Genomic DNA, 14,341 nt, shown 5'->3' with positions numbered 1-14,341 from the left:
GTGAGACAGTTCGGTCTCTATCCGCTCTGAGCGCCTAGAGCATTGCGAGGGGCTGGCCCTAGTACGAGAGGACCGGGCTGGACGGACCGCTGGTGGAGGAGTTGTGGGGCGGCCCGCAGGCTCCGTAGCTATGTCCGGAAGCAAGAACCGCTGAAAGCATCTAAGTGGGAACTGCGCCTCAAGATGAGTGCTCTCGCTGGTCTAGCCAGGTAAGACTCCCAGGAGATGACTGGGTTAAGCGGCGCCCACTGGACGCGTGGCGACACGTGCAGGTCAGGCGTGCGCATAGTCGAGGGCTTCCCTCCCCTGCCTCGAGTGGCGGGTCACCGCGAGGTTCTTATTACGTCAACTATGCGCGTCAGTTGGTAGGGCAGGGCAACTGCTCTATGCCACGGGTGTGTGTTGAGCGCGGTGGACCCACCCCGTCCCATCCCGAACCGGGTCGTGAAACGCCGCAGCGCCGATGATACTGGGGTTTAAACCCTGGGAACGTAGGTCCATGCACCCTTCTATAAGTAATTGACACGCCGCGCACCCTGAAGAGTGCGCGGCGTTCTTCGTCTGGCTAATGTCTGGGAGACCCGGCCCGCCCAGAGGTTCCCGAAAGGCGTCCGAAGCCCCTTCGAGTATCACTCCGATGGCGGGAAGTCGGTCAGAGGACGTGGCGCCCAGCTCTCGCGCAGCAGGGGCCAGGCTTTCCACAGATACTCGATGCCCGATCCGAGGGTCCAGAGGACCGCCAGCGCCATCGCGAGCCACCAGAGTTGGAGCAGCCCCAGCAGCGCCCCTCCGCCGAGCGCGCCCATCAGCCCGCCCCGGGCCGCGTTCGCTGCCAGCAGGCACCAGACCACGGCAACAACCTGGATGACCAGCTTCTGCTTGCCCAACTGCCCCGCAGATATCACCCGGCCCTCGGCAGCCGCAAATGAGCGTAACCCCGAGACGATGAATTCGCGCACGATGATCACAAAGGCGACCCAGCTTGAAATCAGGCCAATCTCTACCATGGGAAGCAGGGCGCCGCTGATGAAAATTTTGTCGCTGATAGTATCAAGAAAGATGCCCAGCGGCGACACGACTTTCAGGCGACGCGCGATCCTGCCGTCGGCCATGTCGCTCAGCGCCATGACGATCAACAGGAGTACGGCCCACAGATACCCCCCCGGCTGCTCCAGCAGGATCAACCACACCAGGAGAGGAGTGGTGATGATGCGGAACAGGCCAAGGAGATTGGGAACACTGCGGGCGCTCATAATGGACAATTTGAGAGAAGGGTTTCTGCGGGACCTGGCCCTCCCAACCTCTCTCGTTCACGTCTGAACCACGCCTCGCGGGGATTATAACACAGAGTTCCAGGGCGCTCTTAAGCCTGAAACTGGCGTGTGGTATAATCGGTAAGACGTTGCCTTGCCCTGCAATAAGGCTCTGGCAGGCGCACGAAAACTTTCTGGCGCCCGCCGGCCAGGAGCTCCTGACACCTGTCTAACGCAAGCGCTTTCGCTGCAACCCTGCGAGCGGTTACCATTGTGTGGCCGTATCAACAGGGTTTCTTTCTAGTATCCATCGCTGAATTAGGTGGCGGATCACGCGGTAGCTATGGTAGCGATTTTAGAGCAACTCAACCAACTGCTTTCGGCAGCCGTGCTGATTGTGACCTTCTCGCTGCTGGCGTACATCGTGATGCAGAACCGGCGCAACGATATCGCCCGCGCCCTGGTGGTCCTGCTGGCCGGAGTAGTTATCGTGTACGGGGGCGACCTGCTCCTGGCACGCACTGATCGCCCGAGCACGATGGATGTCCTGGGTCGGGTGCAGTGGCTGGGAATTGCAGTGGTGCCGGCCGGTTATATTCATCTCGCCAACGGGTTGCTCGCGCTTGGCAACCAGCGCAGTCTGGCGCAACGCTACCGCTGGCTGGTCTATGCGGCCTATGTAGGCAGCGCCGGTTTCTTCGCGCTGGTGGCCCTCGGCACCGACCTGGTGGTGCGCGGCGGGCTGCCAAGCGGACCGATTGCCCAGTTCCAGCCTGGCCCTCTGTTCTGGGTGTACAGTCTGTTTTTCCTTACCGGAGCGGCAACAGCTCTGGGAGCGATCATCCAGTCGCAGCAGCAGGCGCTGACCTTCACGCAGCGCCGCCGTCTGACGTACCTGGGGGCCACCTTCGCGGCGCCGGGGATCGGCGTGTTTCCCTTTCTGGTCATCGCCGCGCCGAACGTCGCGCCGGTAAGCGCCATTCTGGTGCTGCAGGCGCTGGCCAGTCTCGTCGTGATCGTGATGCTTACGGTGATGACCTACAGCGTGGCCTTCCAGGGGGTGCTGCTTCCCGATCGGCTGATCAAGCAGGATTTTCTGCGCTGGTGGCTCTACGGCCCGTTCATTGGCGTGACCATTATCCTCTTTATGCAGGCAGTGCCGTTCCTCGAGCGGCTGCTCGGGCTGCCCAAGGATACGCTGCTCACCTTCGGGGTGATGCTGATGACGGTGCTGATGCCGCTGTTCGTCAACCGGGTCAAACCGTACCTGGACGCGCTGGTGTACATGCAGGATCACGAAGAGATCAACTACCTGCGGAACCTGCCACGCAGCACGTTCACCCGCGCCGATCTGCGCACCCTGCTCGAAAACGCTCTCGTGGCCGTCTGTGGGGCGTTGAAGGTGGAGACGGGCTTTGTCATTGCGCCGGGGGACGGCGGCTATACCGTCCGCGCGGTGTGCGGGCCGCGGAACCAGGTGAAGCGCTTCGTGGCCGAGTATCCGTTGAGCGAACTGGTGCCGCAACTGGAGCAGTTGCCGGCCCAATCGCGCAATGGGCTGTTTAATACCGATGCGTTCCTGGCATGCGGCGGCTTCTGCCTGCTGCCCCTGCACAGCCCCGACGGGCAATTCCTCGGGGCGCTGGGGGTGGCCGCGCCGCCCGAACTGCTCCGGCGCGACAGCGCCCTGCCCGCCGAGACGCGCCAGTTGATCAGCGTGCTGGCGCACCAGATGGAACTGGCCCTCTCAACGGTGCAGATGCAACAGCGGATCTTCGATACACTGCGAGGACTCGGCCCGGAGATGCAGTCGCTGCAGCAACTGGCAAGCCGGCTGGAACAGGCTACGCCGGAGACGCTCGCCGAGATTGATGGTGACATCGTCATGCAACCGGAGTTCCCGCAACTGGTGAAGGAAGCGCTCACCCAGTTCTGGGGCGGGCCGAAACTGGCCGAAAGCCCGCTCCTGGAAATGCGCTCGGTGCGCCGGTTGCTGCAGAGCCAGGGCGGCAGCCCGACCCGCGCGTTACAGATGGTGCTGCGCCAGGCAATTAATAATCTGCGCCCTGACGATCAACTCGATCCTTCCGCTCAGGAGTGGCTGCTCTATAACCTGCTTGAAGGACGTTTCCTCCAACGGAAGACGGTGCGCGATGTAGCCAATCGCCTGGCGATGAGCGAGTCGGATTTCTATCGCAAACAGCGCGTGGCGATCGAGGAGGTCGCGCGCCAACTGGCCTTGATGGAGAATAGCGAGCGCGGCACGGCCGAAAAGAGATGATCGGGTCATAGCGACACCCGTCCTCACCGCAGAGGGTGCGGAGGGGCGCAGCGCTTCTCTCCATCCCCATCCTCTGCATCCCCTGCGGTGGGCCTGAACAGGAACGCTGGCCGCACGTTTGACACCCTTCAGGCAATCGAGTATACTCCGCGTCGCCAGGTTAACCTGAAATTAAGAAACGCAGCGGCGTCGCTACCGCGGGGCACGAGGCCCCCTCCGTAGCGCCGCGCGTCGAGGGTTGTTTCGGCGCGAATAGCGGCAACGGAAGCCGTTGTTCGCGCTTTGTGCTGCTCTGGCTGCAGATACCTTGAGGAGGAATGCTATGCGACTGTCTCTCCACCGTCGGCTTGCGCTGCTGTTTGCCGTTGCTCTCCTGGCGGCGTGCGGCCAGGCGCCCGCCGCTCAGCCCACTACGGCCCCCGCCGCCGAACCCGCCACGGCGCCCGCCGCTCCACAGCCCACCGCGGCCCCCGCCGCCGAGGAATATGTCTTCGGGATGGTGCTGGTTGGCCCGATTAACGACGGCGGCTGGAACCAGGCCCACTTTGAGGGCGCCAGATACGTTGAGACGAAGGTTCCGGGCACGCGCCTGGTCTACATTGACAAGGTGAACCCGGCCGACCGCCCGAATGTTAAAGTGGAACAGGCGATCGAAGAGCTGATCAGCCAGGGAGCAAAGTTCATCATTACCAACTCGGCTGAATTCGCCGATGGAACGAACACAGCCGCCGCAGCGCATCCGGACGTTTATTTTCTGCATGCTTCAGGCGATGCGGTGCTGCGCGGCGTCGCCCCGCCCAATGTGACAAACCTGATGGGCCGGATGGAATACGGCAAGATGATCGCCGGCTGCGCCGCCGCACTGCAGAGTGAGGCGGGCAAAATCGCCTACCTCGGCCCCCTGATCGACCCGGAGACGCGCCGGCTGGTCAATTCGGCCTATTTGGGAGCAAAATATTGCTGGGAAACCTACCGCGGCAAGCCTGCAGATAGCCTGGCCTTCAAGGTGACGTGGATCGGCTTCTGGTTCAACATTCCCGGTGTGACGCTCGACCCCACCAAGGTCGCCACCGATTTCATTAATGAGGGCTACGATGTGATTATTTCGGGCATTGACACCACCGAAGGGATCGTCGAGGCCAACAAGGCGTCGCAGGCGGGCAAGAAGGTCTGGGCGGTGCCCTATGACTATCGCGAGGCCTGCGCCCAGGGCGAGGCGGTCTGTCTGGGGGTGCCTTTCTTTAACTGGGGGCCGCGCTACGCCGAGATTATCGCCGACGCGCGGGCGGGCAAGTTTACGCCGCAGTGGGAGTGGATCGGCCCCGACTGGAGCGACATCAATAATCCCGAGACGAGCATGGTCGGCTTTGTGAAAGGGCCGGCGCTCACAGCGGAGAACGCGGGGATCCTGGACGAGTTTATCGGAAAACTGGCCGACGGCAGTCTGAACCTCTTTACCGGTCCGCTCAACTATCAGGATGGGACGGTGTTCGTGCCCGCGGGGCAGGTGGCCGATGATAAGACTATCTGGTATACCGAGCAGTTGCTTGAAGGCATCGAGGGGCAGAGCGCGCCGTAGGGAGCGAAGATCAAACCTGCTATGATGTGGGCGCCATCTCCGCACCTCCATACCTCCACATACCAGTTGTGTGGAGTTGTGGAGGTGCGGAGGTGTGGAGCCTTGGAGGCGCGGTGGAGGTTGCGGTCCACAATCTGAGCAAGTCGTTTGGATCGCTGCGGGCGAATGACCGCCTGACGCTGCGCTTCGAGGCGGGGAAGATCCACGGCGTGCTGGGCGAGAACGGGGCGGGGAAGAGCACGCTGATGAAGCTGATCGCCGGGTTCTTGCGACCCGACGAGGGAAGCATTCGCTTCGATGGGCGCGAGGCGAAGCTGCGCAGCCCCGGCGACGCCCTGCGAGCCGGGGTGGGGATGATCCACCAGGACCCCCTGGATGTGCCGGCATTCACCGCGCTGGAGAACCTGCTGTGCGCCACGCCGCGCTCGGCGATCGGCTCGCGGGCCGAGGGCCGGCGTCTGCTGATTGAGATGGCCGGGCGGCTGGGGTTCACCGTGGAGCCTGATGCGCCAGTGGCGCGCATGAGCATCGGCCAGCGCCAGCAACTGGAGATTATCCGCCTGCTGGCATGCGGCGCCCGGGTGTTGATCCTCGACGAACCGACCACCGGGATCACCGCCGAGCAGACTCGGGCGCTCTTTGCCGCGCTGCGGCGACTGGCCGCCGCGGGCAATACCGTGCTGTTCGTGTCGCACAAACTGGATGAAGTGGCCGCGCTGTGCGACACGGTGTGCGTGCTGCGGGCGGGCCGGCTGGTGGGGGAGCAGATGGCCATGCCCGTGCCCCAGGCGGTGTTGCTGGGGTTGATGTTTGATACCGCGGTGGCGGGGTCAAGGAGCGAGACCCTCGCCCCGACTCGTGACATCTCCGAGCGCCTCGTCGCCGGATCGGCGGCAGTGGTGTGGCGCCTGGAAGGCGTGACGGCAGGGGAAGGCGCAGTAGTGCTCCGCAACCTGAGTCTCGAGGTGCCGGCGGGGCGCGTGGTGGGCCTGGCGGGACTCGACGGCAGCGGCCAGCAGATCCTCCTGCGGCTCCTCACCGGGCGTCTGCGTCCTGATGCGGGGCGGGTGCTGGTCGGTGGAACCGACCTGACCGGCGCGAGTAGCCGGGCCTACCGCGCGGCGGGGATCGAGTACCTTCCGGCGGATCGGCTGGCCGAGGGGATGATCGGCCCGCTCTCGTTGAGCGAGCACTTCGCCCTGCAGCAGACCGGCAGACTGGTGGACCGCCAGCGGGCGGAGCGGCAGGCGCGGGAGGCGATTGCGGCCTACGGGATCAAGGCGACGCCGGAAACCCCGATCAGCGCGCTGTCGGGAGGCAACCAGCAGCGGGCCTTGCTGGCTCTGCTGCCGCCACGCTGCCGGGGGCTGGCATGCGAGCAGCCAACCCGTGGTCTGGACGTGGCCTCGGCCCGAACGATCTGGAACAGCCTGCTCGCGCGTCGCGCCGACGGCTGCGCGATCGTATTCGCCTCAGCGGACCTGGATGAACTGATCGAATACAGCGACGAGGTGCTGGTGTTCTTCGCCGGACGCGTCTCGGCGCCGCTGCCACGGGCGGAACTCAGCATAAGCCGTCTTGGCGAGTTGATCGGCGGAGTGGGCTTTCCAGTTCCTGAACAAGGCGACGATCTGAGGTGAACATCGAGATCAATCGTCCGCGCGAGCCGCAGCCGCGGCCGGCTCTGGCCCCGTGGTTAGGCGCCCTGCGCCTGCCGCTGCTGACCCTGGCGGGGGCGCTGGCGCTCACCACCCTCGCGCTGCTCAGCACCGGAGTATCACCACTCCAGGCGTACCGGATTCTGATTTTCGGCGCCTTCAGCAGCCCGAGCCGCTTTAGCGATATGATCATGCTGGCGGCGCCGCTGCTACTGTGCGCGACGGGCCTGACGCTGACGTTCAGGAGCGGGCTGTACAACCTGGGGGTCGAAGGACAACTGGCGCTGGGAGCGGTGGCGGCCATGCTGCCGCTACGGCTGCTGCCGGATCTGCCGGCGCCGCTGCTGTGGATGCTGTGCTTTGCCTGCGCGGCAGCGGGAGGAGCGTGCTGGGCCTTGCTGGCAGCGGGGCTGCGGCTGTTCGCCGGTGTGAGCGAGATTTTCGCCGGGTTGGGGCTGAACTTTGTTGCCAGTGGACTGGCGCTCTACCTGGTGCTGGGGCCGTGGCGACGCAGCGGCAGCGCCTCGATGTCGGGCACGGAGTTGCTGCCCCGCGACCTCTGGCTGCCGACCATCGGCACGTTGCGACTGGCGCCGCTGGCGCCAATTTTGGCCCTGGCGGCGCTGGCGGTGGTCTGGTGGATTCTGCGCCAGACGCGCTGGGGCCTGGAGTTGCGCGCGGTGGGGTTGAACGCGGAGGCCGCCGACCGCCTGGGGGTCCCGGCCCAACGGCGCATCGGGCAGGCCATGGCCGCGTGCGGCCTCCTGGCGGGGATGGCAGGGGCCATCCAGATCCTCGGCGTGTTTCACCAGCTCATCCCAAACATTTCCAGCGGGATAGGGTTGCTGGGCCTGCTGGCGGCGCTGCTGGTGCGGGCCGATCCGCGCTGGGTATTGCCGGTAAGCATTGTGTTCGCCAGTTTTACCGTGGGAAGCGTGCAACTGCCCCTGGCACTGGGCGTGGACAGCAGCATCGCCGGGGTGCTACAGGGGGCGCTGGTGCTCTTCGCGCTGCTGGCGCGAGGGGTAATGTCGAAACCTGGTTGATGGCCTGGTGCGCCAGCGGGTTGCAGGCAGTGGCAGACACACTATGGTTTCGAGCAGGCGCGCCCTCACCGCGGGCGAAACCAGCGCAGCCCGGCAAGCTCCGTCCTCCGCGCCTCTCTCCAAAGCAACGCAACGAGCCACGCAGCGCAAGTGTATTTAGGTGAAACGAGTGCTATGGACCAGGCAACCATCTTCGCGGCGGCGGTACTGGCGGCGGCAGCGCCGCTGATCTTCGCCACGATGGGCGAGACGCTTACCGAGCGGGCGGGCGTGGTCAACCTGTCGTTGGACGGGACCATCCTGATGGGGGCGATGATCGCCTTCGCCGTGGCGCTGAAGACGCAGAGCGTGCTGCTGGGTTTCGGAGCGGCTGCCCTGACCGGCGCGCTGATCGCCCTGGTATTGTGTTTCCTGAGCCTGAGCCTGCGGCAATCGCAGACGGCAGTAGGCTTCGTGCTGGCGCTGCTGTGCACGGAACTCTCGTCGTTCCTGGGGGCGCCGTTCGTCAGGCTACCGGGGCCAGCGGTGCCGTTTCTGCCTATTCCCGGCCTGGCCGACTTACCGTTGATCGGGCCGCTCCTGTTCCAGCACGATCTGGCGATCTACACGAGTTTTCTGCTCGCGCCCCTGGCAGGATGGTTGCTCTTCCAGACGCGGATAGGGCTGACCCTGCGCGCCCTGGGTGAGCGGCCTGAGGCTGCCTATGCTCGTGGCGTGCCGGTAACATTGGTGCGCTACCTCGTGACTGTGGCGGGAGGCGCGCTGGTGGGCATCGCAGGCGCGGTTTACTCGCTCGACCTGAAGCAGGGATGGAGCTACCGCCACACCTTTGGCGCGGGCTGGATCGCACTGGCCATCGTCATCTTCGGCGGCTGGCGACCGTGGCGCGTGGCGCTGGGTTGTTACCTCTTCGCCGCACTGGAGATCCTGGCCCTGCGTATGCAGAGCGTGCTGACCGGGCTGCCGACGCAGGTGTTTCAGGTGGCGCCCTTCGCGTTGATGATCGCGGTGCTGGTGCTGGTCAACCTGGCCGGGCGCCGGCGGGTCAGCCGGCGCATCGGCGGGCTGCCGCCGGGCCTGCGCGGGCCTGTGCAGGCGCTGGTAGATCGGCTGGTTGCACCGGCCCCCGCCGCCCTGGGACAGCCATTTGAGCGCCCGTGACGGGCGCGTGGCACCATTGTAAACTTTGGATTTTAGATTTTGGATTTTGGGTGCAACCCGAAGGGTTGCGTTACAGTGGTGATCACCCCTCGTTGATGCTGAAGGTGTAGCTTATGTCTACTGTCGGGCGCAGCATGGCCCAGACGGGGCAGTAGCGATCGCGCGAGAGTTCAATGGCCCGCTGGCAGGCAGCCGGGTCGAGACCGCTGCCGGTGAAGCGATAATCGAGGCGAATGGCGGTGTAGACGCGGGGGTACTCGTCACGGCGCGTCCCTGTAGCGATGATCCGAAGACCGCGCAGATCCTGGCGTTTCTTACGCATGATCGAGACAACGTCCATTCCCGAGCAGCCGGCCAGGGTCATCAGCACCGCAGCCATGGGCGAAGGAGCAACGCCATCGCCTTCGACGGGGCTATCCAGGTCAATCGTTCGGCCGACGCGATCTTCGCCGACAAAATGCATCCCCTCGGCGAGACGCACATTGACCGTGACTTCTTCGGACATGCGGAGGCTCCTTTCCACCTTACGCGCCATTTCTACATTTGATGCCGTTCGACCAGCGAACGATACAACTCCAGGGTGTGGTGGGCGATGGCGTCCCAACTGAAATGCTCCTCGACCCGGCGGCGTCCGGCCTGGCCGAAGCGTTTCTGCAGGGCGGGATCGCCGGCCACCCGGTTGATGGCCGCGGCGAGATCGGCGGAGAAACGGGCGGGGTCAAGCGGGTCGAAGGTTCCGGGTTTCAGGGTGAGGGGCACCAGGAGACCGGTTTCCTCGGGAACGACGACCTCTTTGATGCCCCCGACCGCCGAGGCGACGACAGCGGTTTCGCAGGCCATAGCCTCGAGGTTGATAATGCCAAAAGGTTCATAGACCGAGGGACAACAGAAGACCGTCGCGTGGGAGTACATCTGGATCACGTCGGGGCGAGCCAGCATCTCACGGATCCAGATGACGCCAGGGCGTCCGGCGCTGACGGCGGCGACGCGCTCTTCCATCTCGCGGCCGATTTCAGGGGTGTCGGGCGCGCCAGCGCAAAGCACGATCTGGAGACGCGGGTCAATCTGGGGGATGGCGTTGACCAGGTGAATAATGCCCTTCTGGCGGGTAATCCGCCCGACGAACAGGACATAGGGGCGTGACGGATCGACGCCGTAACGGGTAAGCGCATCGGTGGCGGCGACAGGGCGATACTCGGCCAGATCAATGCCGTTATAGATGACGTGGACCTTTTCGGGAGCGATGGAGAAGAGACGCAGCACATCGTCGCGCGTCTCACGGGACACGGCAATCACCGCATCGGCCTGTTCGATGGCGGTGCGCTCCATCCACGAACTGAGGTGATAGGCATTGCCGAGCTGCTCGACCTTCCAGGGGCGCAGGGGTTCCAGCGAGTGGATGGTGAGAACGTAGGGCACGCCCCAGAGTTTACTGGCCAGGAGACCGCCCATGTCGGTATACCAGGTATGGCAATGGACCACACTGGCGTCGAGGTGGTCTTTGGCCATGAGCAGGGAACGGTTGAAGGCATCAACCGCGCCAACGAAACGCGGGTCGGTATTGCGCGTGGTCTCCTCCCAGCGCGGATAACCGCGCACGGTGAGATTCGGCGCATCCACGCGCTGGTCGCCGAAGCAACGCACCTCCACCGGCACCAGCTTGCTCAAGGCGCGGCTGAGGTACTCCACGTGCACGCCGGCGCCGCCGTAGACATTGGGCGGGTACTCGTTGGTGAACAGGGCAACTTTGCGCAGGTCTGGCATAAGGTTTCCTGTGATTGGTGGCCGGTGGTCGAGTATGGCAAGGAGACGGAACGGAGGTAGTATAGCATTTTCCAGGGCCGTTGCTCGCAGAGAGGCAAAAGGGCAAGAGGGCAAACCCTTGCCAACTCGTGTATCCTCATGGAGGACCAGCGCTCGCAAACGCGCCCCTGTTCACGTTGAGGAGTCGCCAGATCAATCAATTAATCGCAGGGCAAAATGACAAAATTTTAATCCACTTTCAACCATTCCTTTATCCTTGTATAATTGACAACAAGGCGACCTGTGTGCTATAAAGAGTACCGTCTGTGAAAATCCATTCAGGATCTTCCTGACCAGACAATCTTCTCCCCTTACTATCGCCGGCCTCCCTCCATCCTCCAGGTCTGGTCACTATATCACTGACATAACTGGAGCGCCTGCTCGTTAGCTATTTGACGCTATCAGCATATCTCCACGTTATGCAACCCTTGCGAACAACGTAGCTTTCTAGCTTACGGTGTATAGCAGGCATTTGTCTCGTGATCGAGCGAAGAAACTAGCTGCGACTGGCAGTTTTTCAGTTTCTGCAATTATTTCGTCATCGTTCACTAAATAATCGACCACCCAGACTCTCACCCTGAAACAGGAGGTGGCGAGGGATCATTGCGTTCAGCAATATATAAACGAGAGAGCCTGTCATGAAGCTTGCCTCCCTCCTTCAGCATTTGCTACAGCGAGAATGGTTGATCGTGCTGTCAGCCGTTATGGCGGGTGTGGCCGCGCTGCTGGCAAGCCATCAACTCCCGGCGATCTACAGTGCCACAACCACAGTTCTCATCAGCAATCATCCCCAGGGCGCAGATATTGCTCCGCCCACGGGACGGAATGATTTGCTGGTCGAAAGTTACATCCAGCTTCTAAAACGCCAGCCCTTGCTCGATGCTATCAGAACCCGCCTCACGCTGAACACGCGCCCTGAAAGACTGGCACGCCAGCTTCAGGCTAAACCGGTGCCGGGCACGCAGTTGATCACCATCAGCGCACGGGCAGGCAGCGCCGAACAGGCAGCGATTCTCGCCAATACGGCTGCGGCGGAACTCGGTTCGCTAGGTCCGCAAATGCTTGAACCGCTCTGGCGGCGCACCACAGTGACGATCGTAGCGCCAGCCACTCCGCCAGTTCGCCCGATCTTCCCTCGGACACCGCTTAATGTCGCGCTGGCCGCCGTTATCGGGGGTCTGACGGCGACCGGGCTGATCATACTGCGTAAGGTAACGAGCACGGTCATTGAGACGCCCGAAAACGTCGGGCTGGATACCCTGGCGAGCGTGCCTCGTTCGCGCAACCGCCAGCATCAACTGGTCACATTGGAGCGCCCGGAGACGCCGGCCGCCGAAGCATACCGGCAGTTGCGCGCCCGTCTGCGACCGGCGCTACCTGCTGATGGCCCATGGGCGCTGGCCGTTACGAGTGCGGTTGCAGCCGAGGGCAAAAGCGTCGTAGCCGCCAATCTGGCCATTGCGCTGGCGCGGGCGGGGAGTCGCGTCATTTTAGTTGACGCTCATCTGCGCCGACCGGCTCTTCACACTATGTTTGACCGTCAGGGATCGCGTGGGCTGACCACGGCGCTTCGGCAGAAGGGGGAGGACATCGTTGAGCATTTGCTGACGACTGACGTTCCCAACCTCCGGCTCCTGGCAGCCGGCCCACCAGCGAATGCGCCCGCAGATCTGCTGGCCTCACGGGATCTACCGCTCGTCATTGCACGGCTGAAAGAACTGAGCGACATTGTCATTCTGGACTGCGGCCCTGCTCTTGCGGTCGCCGACGGCCTCGATGCGGCCCGCGCGAGCGATGCCGTGCTCCTGACCGCCAGGGCAGGCGCAACACGCAAGAGCGATCTTGAACAGGTTTACCAGAGTCTCGAGCGCACGGGAACACAGGTGCTCGGGGTTGTCCTGACCAATGCGCCGCCCCGTCCTTTCTTGCGACCCGCAACCGCGATCGGCGAGCAACGGCAACCGATAGCGGTGAGGAGCAGTGATCCAGGCCAGCAACCGGCCGGTGACTGAATACGCGCGTCTGCACAGCCAATAAACGGAACGCGGCGTTGCGACTCATCCAGGAGTTATGAGTTGAGCAGCCTGCTATAAGGCACCTGATCAGGCTCTGCGAGGGCCAACTGCCGGGAGTTGTGACGATGCGTATGTGGATTAAAGGGTATCGGCGCGCACGATGGCAATCCTCTCTCGCTTCCGATCTCATGACCCTCGCGCTGAGCGGGATCGCTGGCGTCGGCGCCGTTGTCGTTGCGCGAGCCGCGCCTGATGCTATTCCCATCCCCGTGCTGCTGATCGCCCTGCTGAGCATAGCGCCGCTGGCAGCCCTGGCATGGGCATATTTCGATCTGTTTGCGTTTCTTGCTTTTGCAACGCTTGGGATCGTGAAATGGGAGCCAGCTCCGGTTGATCTGTTAATCACATTTCTGCTTGGCCTGGGTTTCCTGGCCGGTCGTTTGTCGCCGGACTCCCTGCGGGGATCGTTGCTGATCCACGCGGGTTGCTGGATCTTTGCAACCCTGAATCTGGTGGCGCTACTTGTAGCTGATGATCTGCGCTACAGCCTGCGCTATACGGCGATAACGTTTTACCTGATCGCGCTCAGCTATTTCGTGAAACTGTATGTCACGTCATCCGACCGCATGCGTGTGCTGATGTTGGGGTACGTAGGAGGAGCGGTTGCGTCGGTGCTCCTGGTTGGTCTGCAGATGAGCGGTGTGCTCCCGACCAGGGAACTGTTTGTGTTTGAGAATCGGGCGCGAGCTTTGTTCAAGGATGCGAATGTCTTCGCGCCATTTCTTGTCTTGCCGATCGTCTTTCTGATTGATGAATTGATCCGACCGGAACTGATCCGCAGAGGCTACTGGCTAAAAATCGCCGCCATCGCCGCTCTGAGTTCTGGCGTGTTTCTGTCGTTTTCGCGGGCGGCATGGGCCAATCTGATCCTCTCCGTGATGATCTATATGCTGCTGACGTTGCCATCGCTCTCAGTGCGGCAGTGGTTGCAGTTATTCCTGCCAGGGATCAGCGGCGCTGTATTGCTCGTGGTTCTGGTTGTGCAACTGCAACTGCTGGATTTCCTGCGCAGCCGGGCAACGCTGATGCAGTCATACGACGTCGATCGCTTCAGCACGCAGGCTGAAGGCATCGAAGCCGGATTAAGTCACCTGTTCGGCATTGGTCCTGGAATGCTGTTCAATGCGCATAGCCTGTATGTCCGCACCTTCGCCGAGTATGGCATTTTCGGCCTGGTTACGCTGCTGGCGCTGATCCTGGCGCTGGTTGGCGGTAGTTTGTGGCGCGCGCTTGGCCGTAATGACCGGGTTTATGGCCTCTCATCACGAGTGGTGGTAGCCTGCTGGATCGGGTTGTTGCTCAACAGCGTCGTGATTGACACCATCCACTGGCGATATTTCTGGGTGATGTTCGCCCTGGGCTGGATCATGACGTGCCCCTCTACCTTGTCGGTTCGCGGCAGGGCCGCCGCCAACGGGGTTTGAGGGTCCGAGGCCCCCCGAGTAAAGCGTTTTCTATCTTTCGGAGGGGCTTCGCCCCTCCGAA

At 62.9% G+C, this 14,341-nt stretch carries 10 protein-coding genes and 2 rRNA genes; 9 read left to right on the top strand and 3 right to left on the bottom strand.

The features are described 5' to 3' along the window. Together NZU74_16515 and rrf are read left to right on the top strand one after the other, a co-directional pair. Nucleotides 1–305: ribosomal RNA gene (locus NZU74_16515) — 23S ribosomal RNA — on the top strand; the annotation flags it as partial. Nucleotides 306–393: 88 nt separating this feature from the next. After that, a 5S ribosomal RNA gene (rrf, locus tag NZU74_16510) occupies nucleotides 394–508 on the top strand. 121 nt (nucleotides 509–629) lie between these two features. Here the strand turns inward: rrf and pgsA are convergent. Continuing rightward, entirely contained in the window at nucleotides 630–1,253 is a 624-nt protein-coding gene (pgsA, locus tag NZU74_16505) for a CDP-diacylglycerol--glycerol-3-phosphate 3-phosphatidyltransferase (protein ID MCS6882937.1), read from the bottom strand. A 343-nt stretch (nucleotides 1,254–1,596) separates the two neighbouring features. Here pgsA and NZU74_16500 point away from each other — a divergent pair, with 343 nt between their 5' ends. The 5 genes from NZU74_16500 (at nucleotide 1,597) to NZU74_16480 (ending at nucleotide 8,978) form a co-directional block, all read left to right on the top strand. After that, nucleotides 1,597–3,534, top strand: a complete 1,938-nt coding sequence (locus NZU74_16500; protein MCS6882936.1) for a hypothetical protein — start codon at nucleotides 1,597–1,599, stop codon at nucleotides 3,532–3,534. Between the two features lie 322 nt (nucleotides 3,535–3,856). Further along, nucleotides 3,857–5,113, top strand: coding sequence for a BMP family ABC transporter substrate-binding protein (locus NZU74_16495; GenBank protein ID MCS6882935.1), 1,257 nt, complete (start codon nucleotides 3,857–3,859; stop codon nucleotides 5,111–5,113). 92 nt (nucleotides 5,114–5,205) lie between these two features. Further along, nucleotides 5,206–6,753 (top strand): ATP-binding cassette domain-containing protein, encoded by a 1,548-nt coding sequence (locus tag NZU74_16490; protein MCS6882934.1) that lies wholly within the window; start codon nucleotides 5,206–5,208, stop codon nucleotides 6,751–6,753. Continuing rightward, nucleotides 6,750–7,817 (top strand): ABC transporter permease, encoded by a 1,068-nt coding sequence (locus NZU74_16485; protein MCS6882933.1) that lies wholly within the window; start codon nucleotides 6,750–6,752, stop codon nucleotides 7,815–7,817. Before NZU74_16490 ends, NZU74_16485 begins: the two co-directional genes overlap by 4 nt. A 174-nt stretch (nucleotides 7,818–7,991) precedes the next feature. Then, nucleotides 7,992–8,978: an ABC transporter permease gene (locus NZU74_16480; protein MCS6882932.1), complete on the top strand. Its 987-nt coding sequence runs from the start codon at nucleotides 7,992–7,994 to the stop codon at nucleotides 8,976–8,978. A gap of 82 nt (nucleotides 8,979–9,060) precedes the next feature. On the opposite strand, the gene NZU74_16475 is transcribed toward NZU74_16480, so the two are convergent. Further along, nucleotides 9,061–9,483: an OsmC family protein gene (locus NZU74_16475; GenBank protein MCS6882931.1), complete on the bottom strand. Its 423-nt coding sequence runs from the start codon at nucleotides 9,481–9,483 to the stop codon at nucleotides 9,061–9,063. Nucleotides 9,484–9,515: 32 nt separating this feature from the next. Continuing rightward, nucleotides 9,516–10,742, bottom strand: coding sequence for a glycogen synthase (glgA, locus tag NZU74_16470; GenBank protein ID MCS6882930.1), 1,227 nt, complete (start codon nucleotides 10,740–10,742; stop codon nucleotides 9,516–9,518). A gap of 677 nt (nucleotides 10,743–11,419) precedes the next feature. Between glgA and NZU74_16465 the strand changes: the two genes are divergently transcribed. Together NZU74_16465 and NZU74_16460 are read left to right on the top strand one after the other, a co-directional pair. Continuing rightward, nucleotides 11,420–12,793: a polysaccharide biosynthesis tyrosine autokinase gene (locus NZU74_16465; GenBank protein MCS6882929.1), complete on the top strand. Its 1,374-nt coding sequence runs from the start codon at nucleotides 11,420–11,422 to the stop codon at nucleotides 12,791–12,793. A gap of 272 nt (nucleotides 12,794–13,065) precedes the next feature. Beyond that, nucleotides 13,066–14,280 (top strand): hypothetical protein, encoded by a 1,215-nt coding sequence (locus NZU74_16460; GenBank protein ID MCS6882928.1) that lies wholly within the window; start codon nucleotides 13,066–13,068, stop codon nucleotides 14,278–14,280. Nucleotides 14,281–14,341: the final 61 nt, after the last annotated feature.

This window comes from Chloroflexaceae bacterium (assembly GCA_025057155.1).
GTDB lineage: Bacteria > Chloroflexota > Chloroflexia > Chloroflexales > Chloroflexaceae > JACAEO01.
This window is presented reverse-complemented; position numbering and strand designations above follow the sequence as displayed.

Coding starts and splice junctions, on each gene's coding strand:
- pgsA (MCS6882937.1), bottom strand. CDS start 1,253: ATGAGCGCCCGCAGTGTTCCCAATCTCCTTGGCCTGTTCCGCATCATC.
- NZU74_16465 (MCS6882929.1), top strand. CDS start 11,420: ATGAAGCTTGCCTCCCTCCTTCAGCATTTGCTACAGCGAGAATGGTTG.
- NZU74_16500 (MCS6882936.1), top strand. CDS start 1,597: ATGGTAGCGATTTTAGAGCAACTCAACCAACTGCTTTCGGCAGCCGTG.
- NZU74_16475 (MCS6882931.1), bottom strand. CDS start 9,483: ATGTCCGAAGAAGTCACGGTCAATGTGCGTCTCGCCGAGGGGATGCAT.
- NZU74_16495 (MCS6882935.1), top strand. CDS start 3,857: ATGCGACTGTCTCTCCACCGTCGGCTTGCGCTGCTGTTTGCCGTTGCT.
- NZU74_16480 (MCS6882932.1), top strand. CDS start 7,992: ATGGACCAGGCAACCATCTTCGCGGCGGCGGTACTGGCGGCGGCAGCG.
- glgA (MCS6882930.1), bottom strand. CDS start 10,742: ATGCCAGACCTGCGCAAAGTTGCCCTGTTCACCAACGAGTACCCGCCC.